At 71.4% G+C, this 13,568-nt stretch carries 11 protein-coding genes; 4 read left to right on the top strand and 7 right to left on the bottom strand.

The window, feature by feature from the left end:
* Positions 1 to 115: 115 nt before the first annotated feature.
* Entirely contained in the window at positions 116 to 2,233 is a 2,118-nt protein-coding gene (locus tag ACVGV2_RS10970) for a putative bifunctional diguanylate cyclase/phosphodiesterase (protein WP_459162269.1), read from the bottom strand.
* A gap of 403 nt (positions 2,234 to 2,636) precedes the next feature.
* Here ACVGV2_RS10970 and ACVGV2_RS10975 point away from each other — a divergent pair, with 403 nt between their 5' ends.
* A complete protein-coding gene (locus tag ACVGV2_RS10975; RefSeq protein WP_459162270.1) occupies positions 2,637 to 3,791 on the top strand; it encodes a beta-ketoacyl synthase N-terminal-like domain-containing protein in 1,155 nt (384 codons plus the stop codon).
* A gap of 121 nt (positions 3,792 to 3,912) precedes the next feature.
* Here ACVGV2_RS10975 and ACVGV2_RS10980 read toward each other — a convergent pair whose 3' ends face one another.
* Both ACVGV2_RS10980 and ACVGV2_RS10985 read right to left on the bottom strand, forming a co-directional pair.
* Complete coding sequence (locus ACVGV2_RS10980; protein ID WP_459162271.1) at positions 3,913 to 4,617, bottom strand: dienelactone hydrolase family protein; 705 nt, start codon at positions 4,615 to 4,617, stop codon at positions 3,913 to 3,915.
* 78 nt (positions 4,618 to 4,695) lie between these two features.
* A complete protein-coding gene (locus ACVGV2_RS10985) occupies positions 4,696 to 5,820 on the bottom strand; it encodes a J domain-containing protein (protein WP_459162272.1) in 1,125 nt (374 codons plus the stop codon).
* A 477-nt stretch (positions 5,821 to 6,297) separates the two neighbouring features.
* On the opposite strand from ACVGV2_RS10985, the gene ACVGV2_RS10990 reads away from it, so the two are divergent.
* The gene (locus tag ACVGV2_RS10990; RefSeq protein WP_459162273.1) at positions 6,298 to 7,059 is read left to right on the top strand and encodes a Mut7-C RNAse domain-containing protein; all 762 of its coding nucleotides are present in this window, start codon (positions 6,298 to 6,300) and stop codon (positions 7,057 to 7,059) included.
* 26 nt (positions 7,060 to 7,085) lie between these two features.
* Here ACVGV2_RS10990 and ACVGV2_RS10995 read toward each other — a convergent pair whose 3' ends face one another.
* Entirely contained in the window at positions 7,086 to 7,913 is an 828-nt protein-coding gene (locus tag ACVGV2_RS10995) for an SGNH/GDSL hydrolase family protein (protein ID WP_459162274.1), read from the bottom strand.
* Between the two features lie 477 nt (positions 7,914 to 8,390).
* On the opposite strand from ACVGV2_RS10995, the gene ACVGV2_RS11000 reads away from it, so the two are divergent.
* Both ACVGV2_RS11000 and idi read left to right on the top strand, forming a co-directional pair.
* Positions 8,391 to 9,734 carry a NupC/NupG family nucleoside CNT transporter gene (locus tag ACVGV2_RS11000; protein ID WP_459162275.1) on the top strand — a complete coding sequence of 448 codons (1,344 nt, stop codon included), beginning with the start codon at positions 8,391 to 8,393 and terminating at the stop codon, positions 9,732 to 9,734.
* A 218-nt stretch (positions 9,735 to 9,952) separates the two neighbouring features.
* Positions 9,953 to 10,534 carry an isopentenyl-diphosphate Delta-isomerase gene (idi, locus tag ACVGV2_RS11005; RefSeq protein WP_459162276.1) on the top strand — a complete coding sequence of 194 codons (582 nt, stop codon included), beginning with the start codon at positions 9,953 to 9,955 and terminating at the stop codon, positions 10,532 to 10,534.
* Positions 10,535 to 10,564: 30 nt separating this feature from the next.
* On the opposite strand, the gene ACVGV2_RS11010 is transcribed toward idi, so the two are convergent.
* The 3 genes from ACVGV2_RS11010 to ACVGV2_RS11020 are packed head-to-tail and all read right to left on the bottom strand — an operon-like array spanning position 10,565 to position 13,475.
* On the bottom strand, positions 10,565 to 11,209 hold the full coding sequence (locus ACVGV2_RS11010; protein WP_459162277.1) for a class II aldolase/adducin family protein: 645 nt from the start codon (positions 11,207 to 11,209) through the stop codon (positions 10,565 to 10,567).
* Positions 11,210 to 11,225: 16 nt separating this feature from the next.
* Complete coding sequence (locus ACVGV2_RS11015) at positions 11,226 to 11,702, bottom strand: ribose-5-phosphate isomerase (RefSeq protein WP_459162278.1); 477 nt, start codon at positions 11,700 to 11,702, stop codon at positions 11,226 to 11,228.
* Between the two features lie 30 nt (positions 11,703 to 11,732).
* Positions 11,733 to 13,475 carry a dihydroxyacetone kinase family protein gene (locus ACVGV2_RS11020; protein ID WP_459162279.1) on the bottom strand — a complete coding sequence of 581 codons (1,743 nt, stop codon included), beginning with the start codon at positions 13,473 to 13,475 and terminating at the stop codon, positions 11,733 to 11,735.
* Between the last annotated feature and the right edge of the window lie 93 nt (positions 13,476 to 13,568).

The following is a 13,568-nucleotide window of genomic DNA, read 5'->3' on the forward strand; positions in this document are numbered from 1 at the left end:
GACGCCGGGCGGCTGCGCCGCGGAACTACCGCTTGACTACCATCCTGCCGCCGCTGCGGGGAAGATCACCGCCGGCCGACCTCCCGGCGCGCTCCTCCGCCGCCTGCCGGGCCCGTCACCGTTCGCGTTGCAGCCCCGCGCGCAGTTCCGCGGCCGGCAGCGGGCGCGAGAACAGGTAGCCCTGGTACAGGTCGACGCCGAGCTCGGCGAGCGTGCGCAGTTGGCTCGTCGTCTCCACTCCTTCGGCCACGCAGGTGCGCTCGAGCACGCCCGCGATGTCGATGACCGCGCGTGCGATGGCGTGGTCGACCGTGTCGTCGTCCACGCTGGCCACGAAGCGGCGGTCGAGCTTGATGGTTTGGGCGGGAATGTCCTTGAGCCGGGCCAGCGAGGAGTACCCCGTGCCGAAGTCGTCGATGGCGAACCGCACGCCTCGCTCGGCGAGTTCCGCCATGGCGCGGTGCGCCACCGTGGTCAGCTCCACCAGTTCCGTTTCGACCATCTCCAGCACGACGCGTTCGGGCGAGATCCCGGATCCGGCGATGATCGCGGTGACGTCCTCGAAGAAGTGCGGGTCGGTGGGCAGCAGCCGTGCGAGGTTGACGGCCACGGCCGGTCGCCGGGCACCGTCGCCGGGCCACTGGGCCGCTTCGGTCAGCGCGGTGCGCAGCACCCAGCAGTCGAGCTCGCGCAGCAGATCGGCCTGCTGGGCCACCGGCAGGATCGTGTCCGGCGCGAGCAGCCCGCGCTCGGGGTGCGGCCACCGCAGCAGGGCCTCGAGTTCCACCACGGTGCCATCGGTGTCGACGATCGGCTGGAAGTACAGCGCGAGCTGGTCGGTGCGCATCGCCTCCCGCAGCTGGCCTTCCAGGTGCACCTGCGCTTCCACCGCGGAGATGAGCGCGGGGTTGGCCAGCGATACGCGCCCGGGCCCGCGGCTCTTGGCGTGGAACATGGCCATGTCCGCGTAGCGCAGCAGGTCCTGGCCGGTCATGCCCCCTTCGAACACCGCCGCGCCGGTGGAGGCGGAGACGCTGACGAGCTCCTCGCGCACCGGAACCACTGTGCGCAGCGATTCCGAAACGAGGGTGGCCACCCTGTCGAGTTCCTCGCCGGGTCCGACACCGGGGCAGACGACGAGGAACTCGTCCCCGGAGATGCGCGCGACGCTGCACTCCGGCGGCACCTCCTGCACCAGCCGGTGCGCCAGCGTGGTCAGCAGCTCATCGCCGGCTTCGTGGCCGAGCGAGTCGTTGATCCGCTTGAAGTTGTCGATGTCGCAGAACAGCAGCGCGGTTTGCCTGCGCTGCACGCCGGTGAGCTCGGCGAGGACGTCGTTGACGCCCGTGCGGTTGAGCAGGCCGGTCAGTTCGTCGTGCTCGGCCTGGTACCGCAGCTGGTCCTCGGCGGCGCGCTGTTCGGTGATGTCGCGCAGGATCACCTGATAAGCCGGACGACCGCGCCACATGATGCGCACGGAGACGGATTCGATGAGCACGGTGTTGCCGTCGAAGCGGTTGACGGTGACCTCCGTCGGTGGCGAGGTCGCCCCCGGGGTGTCCAGCTCGTCGATGCGTTCGCGCAGCGCGGGCACCGCGGCCGCGCCGAGGAACTCGGTGATGGGCCGTTCCAGGACGTCCGCGTCCGAATCGGCTTCGACCAGGTCCACGGCCGCGGAGTTGACGTAGGTGATCACACCGTCCTGGTGCACGCAGATCGCCACCGGGGTCAGTTCGGTGAGCAGCCGGTAGCGCTCGGCGAGATCGGCGAGTTCCCGGCGGTCGTGGTGCGCCTCGGAGGTGTCGGTGACCACGCCGCGCAGTTCCTCCTCGCCACCTCGGTCGTCGCGCCGGGTGCGGCGGGCGCGGAAGCGCACGGCGCGTTCGCCCCCGTCGGGGCTCTCGAAGGACCGCTCCAGTTCCAGCTCGCGCCAGACGGGTGCGGTGCGCGCGGACACGATCAGCGGCGATGCGAGTTCGCGCAGGCGGGCGTGCTGCTGTTCGGTCGTCGCGCCGGGAATGGCGAGCAACTGCTCGAGCCCCGGGGAGACCCAGCGCATCTCGTCCCGGGAGAAGCTGTACACCCACAGGACGGCGTCGTTGAGCGCGAGGGCCAGGTCCAGGAAGTCCCGATCCGCGACATTGCCCTCCGGGTTCGTGCCCGGGCCTTCCGGGTTCGTGCCCGGCTCGCCACCTGACGGGAACCAGTCGGCATCCCGGGGCTCAGACTGCATGGTCCCTCCGACCGCTCCGGCCAATGAGCGAACCGGTGATCACTCCCGGAACAACGCCCCCTACTCCATTCGAGTCCCCTCACCCAGGGTACTGGCACTCGGTGCCTGCCACCGGGCGGTGGTGTTCGGCGACACGGCTCCGACGAACACACTACGAACACAACGCACCTTCGAAGGCATGTCTGTTTTGTGTGATCTTAACCCAAAAGTGCCTAATCTATGGGACTGCGAACACATTTAGCAGTCACACCCGGCATTCTCTCATCACCGTCGGATGAAAGAGCGGGCGCAACAACCACGATCGAACGTTCCGGTGCGCTGCCGAAAACACGCTTGCCCTCTCCTCCCCTCGGCCGCGCACCGCCTTCCACCACGAGCAGCGGACAACGGAGGTGAACGTCCGATGACGACGCAACCCTGCGGCATCACCGGTATCGGCGCGGTCACCGGCTACGGCTGGGGCACGGCGCCGCTCTGGAACGGGCTGCGCAGCGGAGTACCCGCGGCCTGCCCGCACCCCGACCTCGACGCGGGAACGCACGGCGACGTCTGGGCCGCGACAGTCCCCGACGGCGGCTCCCCGGCTGACGGCCGCGGCCGCTTCCAACGGGCCATGCGCGCCGCCGCCCGCGAAGCCATCCACGACGCGCGCACCCGCGGTTGGCAACCGAGGGGCACCGTCGGCCTGCTGCACGCGGTCGTGCTCGGCGAGGTGGACCTGTGGAGGGACTTCTACCTCACGGACAACGGCCACCTGCCGGTGCGCGACTACCTCTCGCTCATGCCGTCGACGCCGGTGTCCACGCTGATGCAGGAGTTCGACTTCCACGGCCCGGCGATGAACGTCGGAGCCATGTGCGCCTCGGGCAACGCGGGCCTGCTCACCGCCAAGGCCTGGCTCGACGCCGGCCTCGTCGACGACGTGCTGCTCATCGCCAGCGACCTGTCGATCACCCCGGAGAACGTCGCGCACTTCCGGCGACTGGGCGTGGCCGTCACCGACACCGAACCGCTGCAGGCCTGCCGCCCGTTCCAGGAGGAAAGCCGGGGCTTCGTCATGGGCGAGGCCTCCGTCGGCATGGTGCTGTCGCAGCGGGCGACGAACCCGTACCTGCACGTCCGCGGCGGGGCCATGACCCACGACGCGCACCACGTGACCTCGATCGACCCGAGCGGTGGCGAGATCACCCGATGCTTCACCGAAGCACTGGACAACGCCGGGACCGATCCGTCCCGGGTGCGTTACCTCAACGCCCACGGCCCCGGGACGGCGCAGTGCGACCGCACCGAAGCCGCCATTGCCGACGAGCTCCTGCCGAACGCCGAGCTGTACTCCGTGAAGCCGCTCGTGGGGCACTGCCAGGGAGCGGCCTCCGCCGTCGAGGTCGCGGCGACCGCCCTCGGGCACGACTGCGGCGTCCTGCCGGCTCCGCGCCCCGTCGCGCCCGGGCACCCGCGCCTGCTGGCCGGACCGACCGCGGCGCAGCCGGGCACGACGGTCAAGTCCGCGATCGGCATGGGCGGGCACAACTCGGTGGTCGTGCTCGACACGCCCTGAGCGCCGCTCCGCAGAGCTCGGCGCTGCCGGGAACGACCAACTGCTGGCCGGCACCACCGCCGCGCCGCACACCGCACCGGCCGATCCGGCGCGGACACCGCGGCGCAGGCCTGCGCAAAGCTCAAGATCCGCCGAGCTCCGCGCGCAGGAACCGCACGGTGCGCTGCCAGGCCAGCCGTGCCGAATCCGCGTGGTAACTCGCGGGATTGCGGTCGTTGCAGAAGGCGTGCCCGGCCGGATACAGGTGAATCTGCGGACGTACCGGCGAGTCGCGCTCCACGTGCTCGCGCAGCTCGGCGATCGCCTCCCGGCTGATCGTGCGGTCGTGCTCGCCGAAGTGGCACAGCATCGACGCGGTCAGCCCGGAGAAGTCGGTCTGCGCCACCGCAGGCAGCCCGTAGAAGGGCACGGCGGCCCCGATGCGATCGCCCTGCTGCGCGGCCAGCACGATGGCGAACTTGCCCCCCATGCAGAACCCGACCACGCCGACGTCGGCGGAGGTCACCCGCGGGTGCTGCACCAAGTGGTCCACCGCGCCCGCCAGGTCCCGCGTGGCCTGTTCGACCGGCAGTTCCTGCATCATGTTCGCGGCTTCGGACGGGTCGTGCGTGGTGTGCCCGCCGTAGAGGTCCGGGGCCAGCGCCACGAACCCCTCGTGCGCGAGGCGGTCGGTGATGTCGACGATGTGCTCGGTCAGTCCCCACCACTCCTGGATGACGAGCACACCGGGCCCGGACGTCTCCGGTTCGGCGAGATACCCGTGCGCGGTGCCCCCGTTGCTGGGGAAGCTGACGTTCTGCTGCGACTGGCTGCCTTCGGTCACCATCGACCTCCTCGCTTCGCGTTCGACGGTCACATCATCCCGCCCGCGACCTGCCGGGCTGCGGCGCGGGACTCGATGTGATCACCGCGTGACCACCCGGTCGAGCACCGCCACCACCGCATCCCGGTCCACCGCCGCCGACTCGGCGGCCAACCAGCCGCCGATGTCGCGGACGAACCGCGCCGGCGTCATCAGTTCCACGCTCCCGGATCCGTCCTCGCCCGCGGAGATCTCGCCCTCGCGGTTCGGGTACAGCAGCGCGACACCCCGCACCTGGACATCGGGCAGCAGCTCGGCGAAGGCGGCCACCCCGTCGGCGAGCGTCGTCGCGCCCCCGCGGAACCGGTGGCCGTTGCGCCACACCGCCCCGTCCGCGTCGATCCCGTAACGGCCGGGCAACCAGCTCTTCGGCTCGACGAGCACCAGACGGCGGCCGCACAGCACCGCGTGCGGCACGTCCGCGAACACCGACCCCGGCCAGGCGAGCCCGTGGAAGATGCGCGCACCCGGCATCCGGGTGAAGTACCGCTTGCACAGGTGCGCCGTGAGCACCTGGACGCGCCGGTCGCGCTGGTCCGGATCTCCGAAGATCCGCTGGCCACCCAATCGGGTGTGGAACTCCCGCTCCCCGCGCCGCGCGCGGAGGTACCGCCGCAGCATCAGCACCACCGCCGCCGTCGAGGTGATCACCAGCGACAGCCACGAGGCCAGCAGCACGCCGCCCAACCGCACGGCCGAACCGGTGAGCAGCAGCAGGACCCAGGCGGCGGACATCGCCAACACCGCGGCGCGGTCCGGCCCGGACGCGGGCACCAGTCGGATCCGGTCGCGCGGATCGACCCGGTTCCACCAGGGCAGGTCCTCCGGACCGAGACCGGGCAACCGCGGTTCGTAGTGCGGGTCCTCGCCGAAGGCCGTCCGCTTCCAGCGGGCACCGCGCGGGAACGTGCCGGCCGAGGACGACGCGCCGGAGCGGCGCGGTTCCGGGGTCTGCGGCGACCCACCGGTGCGGCTCCGGTCGTAGCGGGCGCGGCTGGCCGGATCGCGCAAGGTGTCGTAGGCCTCGCGCAGCAACCGGAAGGTGCTCTCGGTCCCGCCGGCGTCCGGGTGCATGGTGCGCGCCAGCGAACGGTACGCGGATTTGATCTCGGCCGCGCTCGCTTCCGGGGACAACCCGAGCAGCTCGTAGTAGTCGGTCCCGCGCACGTGCTCGAAATACCTCCGTTCGCCCGCTCGGCGCCGGCCCGCGCCCGCGACCAAGATCGCAGATCGCCGCGCGGGACGCGATGGACCCGGTCGGAGCAACGCGCGGGCGCGGCGACCGGGCGGGGAGCAGCACGTGCGGCGTGGAAAAAACCCGCTGACCGACCGGGTCAGCGGGCTCTTCTCGCGGGTGACCGAGGCGATGCGCTCGCCTCTCCCTTCCGGTCACCCGGTCAGCCGCGCCCGCCCTCTGGCGCCTGGGCGGCGCGGCTCGTCCGTAGTCTGTTGTGCCTGCCGCTTCCGCGGTACCGCGTGCTCGCCCCTCCGAACGGAGCGATGCCGAATCCTACCATCCGATCCCCTGGGCAGAGCGCACGACGTCGCACTTCAGCACCGGACATTCCACCGGGCATTCAGCACCGCGCATTCGGCGTTGCGCCGCCCCGACCCGCAGCGACAGCGCGGGCGCGGTCGACCACCATGTCCGGTGTGGTGACCGCGAACGTGGTGCTGTGCGTCGATCCCGGGCTGCAGCTGTTCCTGCCCGCACGCCGCCGCGCCGGGCGCGTGGTGGTGCCCAGCGACGGCACGGCCACCATCGCGCACCTGGCCGAGTCGGTGGGGATTCCGGCGACCGAGCTCGGCGGCATCCGGGTGGAGGGGTCGCGGGCGGAGCCCGACCACCGGGCCGCACCCGGTTGCCGGGTGGAACTGCTGCCGGTACCGCGCCCGTCCACCACGGCCGAACGCTTCGTGCTGGACGTGCACCTGGGGCGTCTGGCGCGGCGGCTGCGACTGCTCGGCATCGACGCGGCCTACCGCAACGACGCCGCCGACGACGACCTCATCGCGCGTTCCCGCACCGAGCACCGGGTGGTGCTCACCCAGGACCGGCGGCTGCTGTGCCGCCGCTCCGTGCCGGCCGGGGCGTACGTCTACCCCAGGCACCCGGACGAGCAGGCGCGGGACGTGCTCACCCGGTTCGCACCACCGCTGGCCCCGTGGACGCGCTGCACCGCGTGCAACGGACGACTCGCACCGGTGTCCAAAAAGGAGGTTTCCGAGCAGCTGCCGGCCGGGACGCGGCGCTGCTACGACGTGTTCGCACGCTGCCCGGCGTGCGGGCAGGTGTACTGGCGCGGCGCCCACGCGCGCCGCATCGACGCGTTCGTGGCCGAAGCCCGCGCGGTGCACCCGCACGAAGGCGACGGTGCCGCCTCCCGCTCCTCCCCCGGGCCGTGAACGGCACGGTCGCCGACGCGGACCGGTCATTCGACCGCCGCGTCGAGCACGGGCAGGTAGCCGCTCTCGTGACCGGTGCTGTTGGGGTGGAACGACTCGCTGACCACCACGTCCGGGCCGTTGATCCACTCCTGCTCCCCGCACACGCCGTGGCCGTCGAACGCGGAGCGGACGTCGAGGTAGTCGAAACCGGCCCGCTGCGCGGCCTGTTCGATGACGTCGCTGAGCACGTCGGCGCCCGCGTTGAGGCGCTCGCGCTTGTGCTCGGTGAAGCCGGGGACGGGGCACGCGCCCGGTTCGGTCAGTCGCGGATAGCCGAGGACGAGAACCTGCGCGTTCGGTGCGGCCTCGGCGATGGCCCGGTAGGTTTCGTCGAGCGCCGCGGGCAGCTCGCCGCGGGCCCGCTGCTCACCCTCGGCCACCCGTTCGTCGCAGATTTCCTCGGTGCCAAGCAGGCACGCCGTGACGGTCCCGGCGAAGCCGATGTCGTTTCCGCCGGCGGAGACCGTGACCAGGTCCGTCGCCGCGTCCAGCGCGGACAGTTGCGCGCCGGTGACGTCCTCGGTGGTCGCGCCGCCGCAGGCGACGAAGTCGAACTCGGCCGGGTCGTGCTGCTGCGCCCAGAGCGCCGGATAGGCCAGCGGCCCGCGCTTGCAGTCGCCGCTGCCCGGGTCGTACTCGCCCGTGCCCACTCCGGAAGCGTAGGAGTCCCCGAGGGCCGCGTAATGCATCGCCGGCTCCACCGCCGGTTGCGCCACCGGCTCCGCTGCCGCCGCCCCGGTGCTGCCGGCGACTCCCAGAGCGACGGCGAACCCGCAGGCCAATGAGCGGAACCACCGCGACTTGTACCGCACGTCGTGTCCTTTCGTCCTCGCCCGTCCGCGATCACCGCGGATGATCACGGCCGCGAGTCAACCCGACATTCACGGCACGACGGCTCCCCTGGCGGGAATTCGCCGCACGCTCCACCCGGCTGGCGGACCCCGGCCGGGTGACCGGAAGACACCGCACCGGCTGACCGGTCCTGCCGGCCCGCGCGGCGCGGCAGCAGCACCGGGAAGAATTGCCCCGAGTCCACAACCGCCGTTTCACCGCTTCCGAAACGAGGCGGGCCGGAATCAACGCGAGACGCGCGGACGAGCGGGCAGTCAGCCTCGTTTCAGAAACGAATCGGTAACGTTCGCGCTCTCGCGCGCGTCATCCAGCCGGCAGTGCGCGCGTTCCGCCCTCCCGATGTGGTGCTGTGCGGTGCGAGATGTCAGCATCCCGTGGTCGAACTGCTCATACCCGGTACCGGGCGGGAATCCACAGAAGAGGGAGGGCGGAATCCCGTGCAAGTCCTGTGGGGAATCGGCGGCATTCTCCTGGTGCTGCTGCTCGCGGTCGCATTGTCCACCAACAGACGCGCAATCCGGCCGCGCACGGTTCTGGGCGCGCTGGCCATTCAGATCATCTTCGCCGTCATCGTGCTTCGCTGGGACGTGGGCAGGCGGGCGCTCGCGGCCGTGGCCGACGGCTTCCGCCAAGTCATCAACTCCACCGAAGAAGGCATCGACTTCCTGTTCGGACCGGTCATGCCCGAAGACCCCGATGAGACGGTCGTGGCCTTCCAAGTGCTCCCCGTCATCATCTTCGTCGCATCGCTGAGCGCGATCCTGTACCACTGGAACATCCTGCAGTGGATCGTGCGCATCATCGGCGGCGGGCTGCAGAAGGTGCTCGCAACGACGCGCGCGGAATCGCTCAACGCCACCGCGAACATCTTCCTCGGACAGACCGAGGCCCCCTTGGTCATCCGCCCGTTCCTGGCCCGGATGACGCGGTCGGAGTTCTTCGCCGTGATGGTCGGCGGCCTGTCCACTGTGGCGGGAACGGTGATGGTGGGCTACGCCCTGCTCGGTGCGAGCCTGGAGCACCTCATCGCAGCCAGCTTCATGGCCGCACCGGCCGGGCTGCTCATGGCCAAGATCATCATGCCGGAGACGGAAAGGCCGCGCAGCGACCTCGTGCTCGAAAAGCAGGAGGACAGCGGCGCCACCGGAGCGCAGGGCGGATCCGACGGCGAGGACGACGGCATGTCCGAGTCCGAACCGGACGACGCATCGCGGGACTCCGGGCAGAACGCGGCACAGCCCGACGAGGACACCGGGGACGGGCAGAAACCGCGCAACGTCATCGACGCGGCCGCGGGCGGCGCCCTCGACGGGCTGCGGCTGGCGCTGAACGTCGGCGCGATGCTGTTCGTGTTCGTCTCGCTCGTGGCGCTGGTGAACCTCATCCTCGGTGGTGTCGGCGGGTGGTTCGGCGCACCGGACATCACCCTGGAGCAGATCCTCGGCTACGTCTTCGCACCGGTGATGAGCGCGATCGGCGTGCCGTGGGACGAGGCGATCGCCGCGGGCGGCTTCCTCGGCCAGAAACTCGTGCTCAACGAGTTCGTCGCGTTCGCCGACTTCGGCCCGCAGATCGGCCAGTTCAGCGAGAAGAGCGCCACGATCATCACCTTCGCCCTCACCGGGTTCGCCAACATCGGCTCGCTGGGCATCCTGCTCGGCGGTCTCGGCGGGCTCGTGCCCAAACGGCGCAGTTGGATCGCCCAGTTCGGGATCCGCGCGATCCTCGGCGGAACGCTGGCGAATCTCCTCAGCGCGGCGATCGCCGGCATCCTGGTGTAACGAGGAACACCGAACGAGCGCGGCCGCGCGGGCGCAGCTGCCGGTGGCGATCGGCAGCTGCGCCCGCGCGGCCGCGCTGTGCCGGCACTCACCTCTTCGGACGCACCGCGGCCCGCCACGTGCTGTACCCGGCCACTGGCGAAACGCTATCCTTGCGCCCACTGCGCACACCGCGCGGACCAAGCAGCCGAACGGCTCCGAGGCGAGGAGGGAATTTCGTGGAACAGGTGGTTTTGCTCGATGACGCCGGAGCCGCCATCGGCGTCGCGGACAAGGCGACCGTCCACCACCAGGACACGCCATTGCACCTCGCCTTCTCCTGCTACGTGTTCAACGAGCGCGGCGAATTCCTGCTCACCCAACGGGCGCACCACAAACTCACCTGGCCCGGCGTGTGGACCAACAGCTGCTGCGGCCACCCCTCGCCCGCGGAGCCCGTCCCGGAAGCGATCGAACGCCGCCTCAACGACGAACTGGGCCTTGCCGTGTCCACTCCGAGCGTCGTGCTCAGCGGATTCCGCTACCGTGCGGTGATGGACAACGGCATCGTGGAAAACGAGGTCTGCCCGGTGTACGTGGCTCGTGCCCACGCCGACCCGCAACCGAACTCCGACGAGGTCGCCGAGGCGCGCTGGGTGGACTGGAAGGAGTTCACCGCCGACGTGCTCGCCGGCCGCGCCGCGGTGTCCCCGTGGTGCGTGCAGCAGGTTCCGCAGCTCGCGGAGCTCGGCCCCGAACCGGCCCAGTGGCCGAACGACTCCCAGGAGAAACTGCCCGCCGCCGCGCGCTGCCCGGTGTGACACCGGACAGCACCGGACGCGGCCGACGGCTCAGCGCTGGCCGTACGTGCTCAAGCGCTGGGCCACCCGGGCGATCTCGTCCGAACCGAGCAACTGCGGTTCGCCGACCTGGCTGGCGGTGAGCCACACCTGGCAGAGCCACTCCAGCTGGCGAGCGCGGTTGTAGGCGCTGCGCAGCGTGGGCCCGAGGGTGACCGTGCCGTGGTTGCGCAGGATGCAGCCGGACGCACCGGTCAGCGCGCGCGACATCGAATCGGCCAGTTCGGCCGAACCGTAAGTGGCGTAGTCGGCCACCCGCACGGTCCCGCCGAACTCGGCGAGCTGGTAGTGCACCGCGGGAACCTCGTCCCGCACGAGCGACAGCGCCGTGGCGTACAACGAGTGCGTGTGCACCACGGCCTCGGCCTCGTGCCGCGCGTGCGCGGCGAGGTGCATGGGCAGCTCCGAGGTGGGTTTCATCCGTCCGTCGACCACGTCGCCGTCGAAGTCGACGAGCGGGATGTCCTCGACGGCGAGTTCGTCGTAGTCCACACCGGAGGGAGTCACCGCGACGAGATCGCCGCACCGGACGGAGACGTTGCCGGACGTGCCCACCACGAGCCCGTCCGCGGCCATCCGGCGGCAGATCGCGATGACCTCCGCGCGCTGCTCACTCCAACCGGAGCTGCCCGACACCTGATCCTCCTCGACCTCACGCGGGGTGCGATTCCGCTTCGTAGGCGCTGATCGCGGCGACCTTGCTCGCCGAGGGCGACGTCTCGTCGAAGCGGTGCTCCAGCCATTCCGCGGCGAGCTTACGCGCCAGTTCCCGGCCGATCACCCGCTGTCCGAAGCACAGCACCTGCGCGTCGTTGCTCAGCACGGCGCGCTCCACGGAGTAGCTGTCGTGGGCGGTCACCGCGCGGATTCCGGGGACCTTGTTCGCGCTGATGGCCACGCCCATGCCCGTGCCGCAGACGAGCAGCGCGCGGTCCGCCTCGCCCTCGGCCACCATGCGCGCGGCGTGCACCGCCACGTGCGGGTACGCCGTGTGCTCGTCCGATCCGACGCCCACGTCGGTGACTTCGGCGACGCGCGGGTCGGCACGCAGGTCCTCGCGCAGCGTGTCCTTGTAGTCCATGCCCGCGTCGTCGGAGCCGACGACGATGCGCCACGTTCCAGCACTCATCACTTCGCACCTTTCCTTCGAGCTCACCATTCACGTCACCGGGTCGGATTCGCGCAGCACCGCGCCCACGCGGGTCACCACCATCGCCAGCGAGGTGGCACCTGGATCCGGTGTTCCGCGGCTGCGCTCGGCCAGCGGGCGGGCCCGCCCGGTCTTCGGCTCCAGCTCCGCGGTGGCTTCGGCCGCCCGCTCGGCGGTCTCCGCCGCGTCGCGCCACAGCGCGCACGGATCCGCGGTGGAGTCGTCCGGACGCAGCGCTTCGGCGAACGGCAGGAGGGCGTCGAGCAGGGTCTTGTCCCCCCGCTCGGCCCGCCCCAGCCGGCGCACCGCGTTCGCGGCCGCTTCGGCCGCCGCGCCCAGGTCGGCCGCGGTGACCGCGCGGTCGTCCGGGAGGTTCTCGCCGAAGGCCGCCAGGGCCGCGCCCCACAGAGCTCCGGACGTGCCGCCGGCGCGTCCTGCCCACGCGTCGCCCGCGGCCGTGAGCACGGCGGCCGGGCCGACTCCCCGCTCGGCTGCCTCCTCCGCGGCTTCCGCCGCGGCGGCGCTGCCCCGCGCCATGCCGCGGCCGTGGTCGCCGTCCCCGGCGATCGCGTCGAGTTCACCGAGCCGCTCGGCTTCCCGGTCGAGCTCCTCGGCCGCACCGCGCAGCGCGCGTGTCGCCTGCTGCGCGGTGCGCCGGCCGTCCGGACCGGCCGCAGGGGTCGGTGCGGCGGTCTCGGCGGTCTCCGGAGCATCGAGCTCGTCCGGGGCCTCCTGCGCGGCCGGCGCGATGCTGCCCTTGCGGTAGGCCGGGGTGTCCACCGGCGCGTGCCACAGGCGTTCCAGCTCCTCGTCGAGCCAGGTGAGCGTGAGCGAGCACCCCGCCATGTCCAGGCTCGTCACGAGCTCGCCGACCTCGGGGGCGACCACCTCGATCCCGGCTTCGTCGAGCAGCTGCGCGACCGTGCGCCACACGATGAACAGCTCCTCGTACTTCGTCGCGCCGAGACCGTTGAGGATCGCCGCCACTCGCGGGCGACTGCCGTCGGCGGGCACCGGTGCTTCCTCGAGCACCCCGTCGACGAGGATCTTCGCCAGCTCCGCGGCCGAGGGCATGTCGGTTTCGGACACCCCCGGTTCACCGTGGATGCCCAGGCCGAGCCCCATGCGCCCGTCGGGGACCTCGAACAGCGGCGAGTCCTGCCCCGGCAGGGTGCACCCGTCGAAGGCCACGCCGAGACTGCGGGTGCGGGCGTTGGCGTGCCTGCCAGCGCGCATGACCTCGTCGAAGGAGTAGCCCTCCTCGGCGGCCGCCGAGGCGATCTTGAACACGACGAAGTCGCCGACCACGCCGCGGCGCCGTTCGGACTCACCGGCGGGTGCGCTGGCGACGTCGTCGGTGACGACGAGGCTCTCCGCGCGGATGCCGGCCCGGCCGAGCCGTTCCGCGGCCAGGCCGAAGTTCATGTTGTCCCCGGCGTAGTTGCCGAAGGAGAAGATGACGCCGCCGCCGCTGTCGACCGTCCGGCCGACCGAGTAGGCGTCCTCGGCCGAGGGCGCGGTGAAGATGTTGCCGATCACCGCGCCGTCGGCGAAGCCGGGGCCGACCACGCCGCAGAACGCCGGGTAGTGGCCGGATCCGCCGCCGGTGACCACGGCGACCTTGCCCCGGCGGCCGCGCTGCGCGCGCACCACACCGCCGGGGACCTGGCGCACGTAGTGGGGGTTCGCAGCGACGAAACCGGCGGTCATGTCCTCTGCGAACGACGAGGGATCGTCGTACAGGCGAGTCATTCGCGTTCTCCTTCGCCAGCCGAATGCGCCCGCGCGGTCGGAAAGCGGGCGCCCCGGATCGTTGTCGGTCCTGGAATGTTCGGGAAACCTCCT

The organism is Bounagaea algeriensis (assembly GCF_054491375.1).

Bases quoted from the DNA above. Each gene is read 5' to 3' on its own strand.
- ACVGV2_RS10970 (WP_459162269.1), bottom strand. From the start codon at position 2,233: ATGCAGTCTGAGCCCCGGGATGCCGACTGGTTCCCGTCAGGTGGCGAG.
- ACVGV2_RS10975 (WP_459162270.1), top strand. From the start codon at position 2,637: ATGACGACGCAACCCTGCGGCATCACCGGTATCGGCGCGGTCACCGGC.
- ACVGV2_RS10980 (WP_459162271.1), bottom strand. From the start codon at position 4,617: ATGGTGACCGAAGGCAGCCAGTCGCAGCAGAACGTCAGCTTCCCCAGC.
- ACVGV2_RS10990 (WP_459162273.1), top strand. From the start codon at position 6,298: ATGTCCGGTGTGGTGACCGCGAACGTGGTGCTGTGCGTCGATCCCGGG.
- ACVGV2_RS11015 (WP_459162278.1), bottom strand. From the start codon at position 11,702: ATGAGTGCTGGAACGTGGCGCATCGTCGTCGGCTCCGACGACGCGGGC.
- ACVGV2_RS11020 (WP_459162279.1), bottom strand. From the start codon at position 13,475: ATGACTCGCCTGTACGACGATCCCTCGTCGTTCGCAGAGGACATGACC.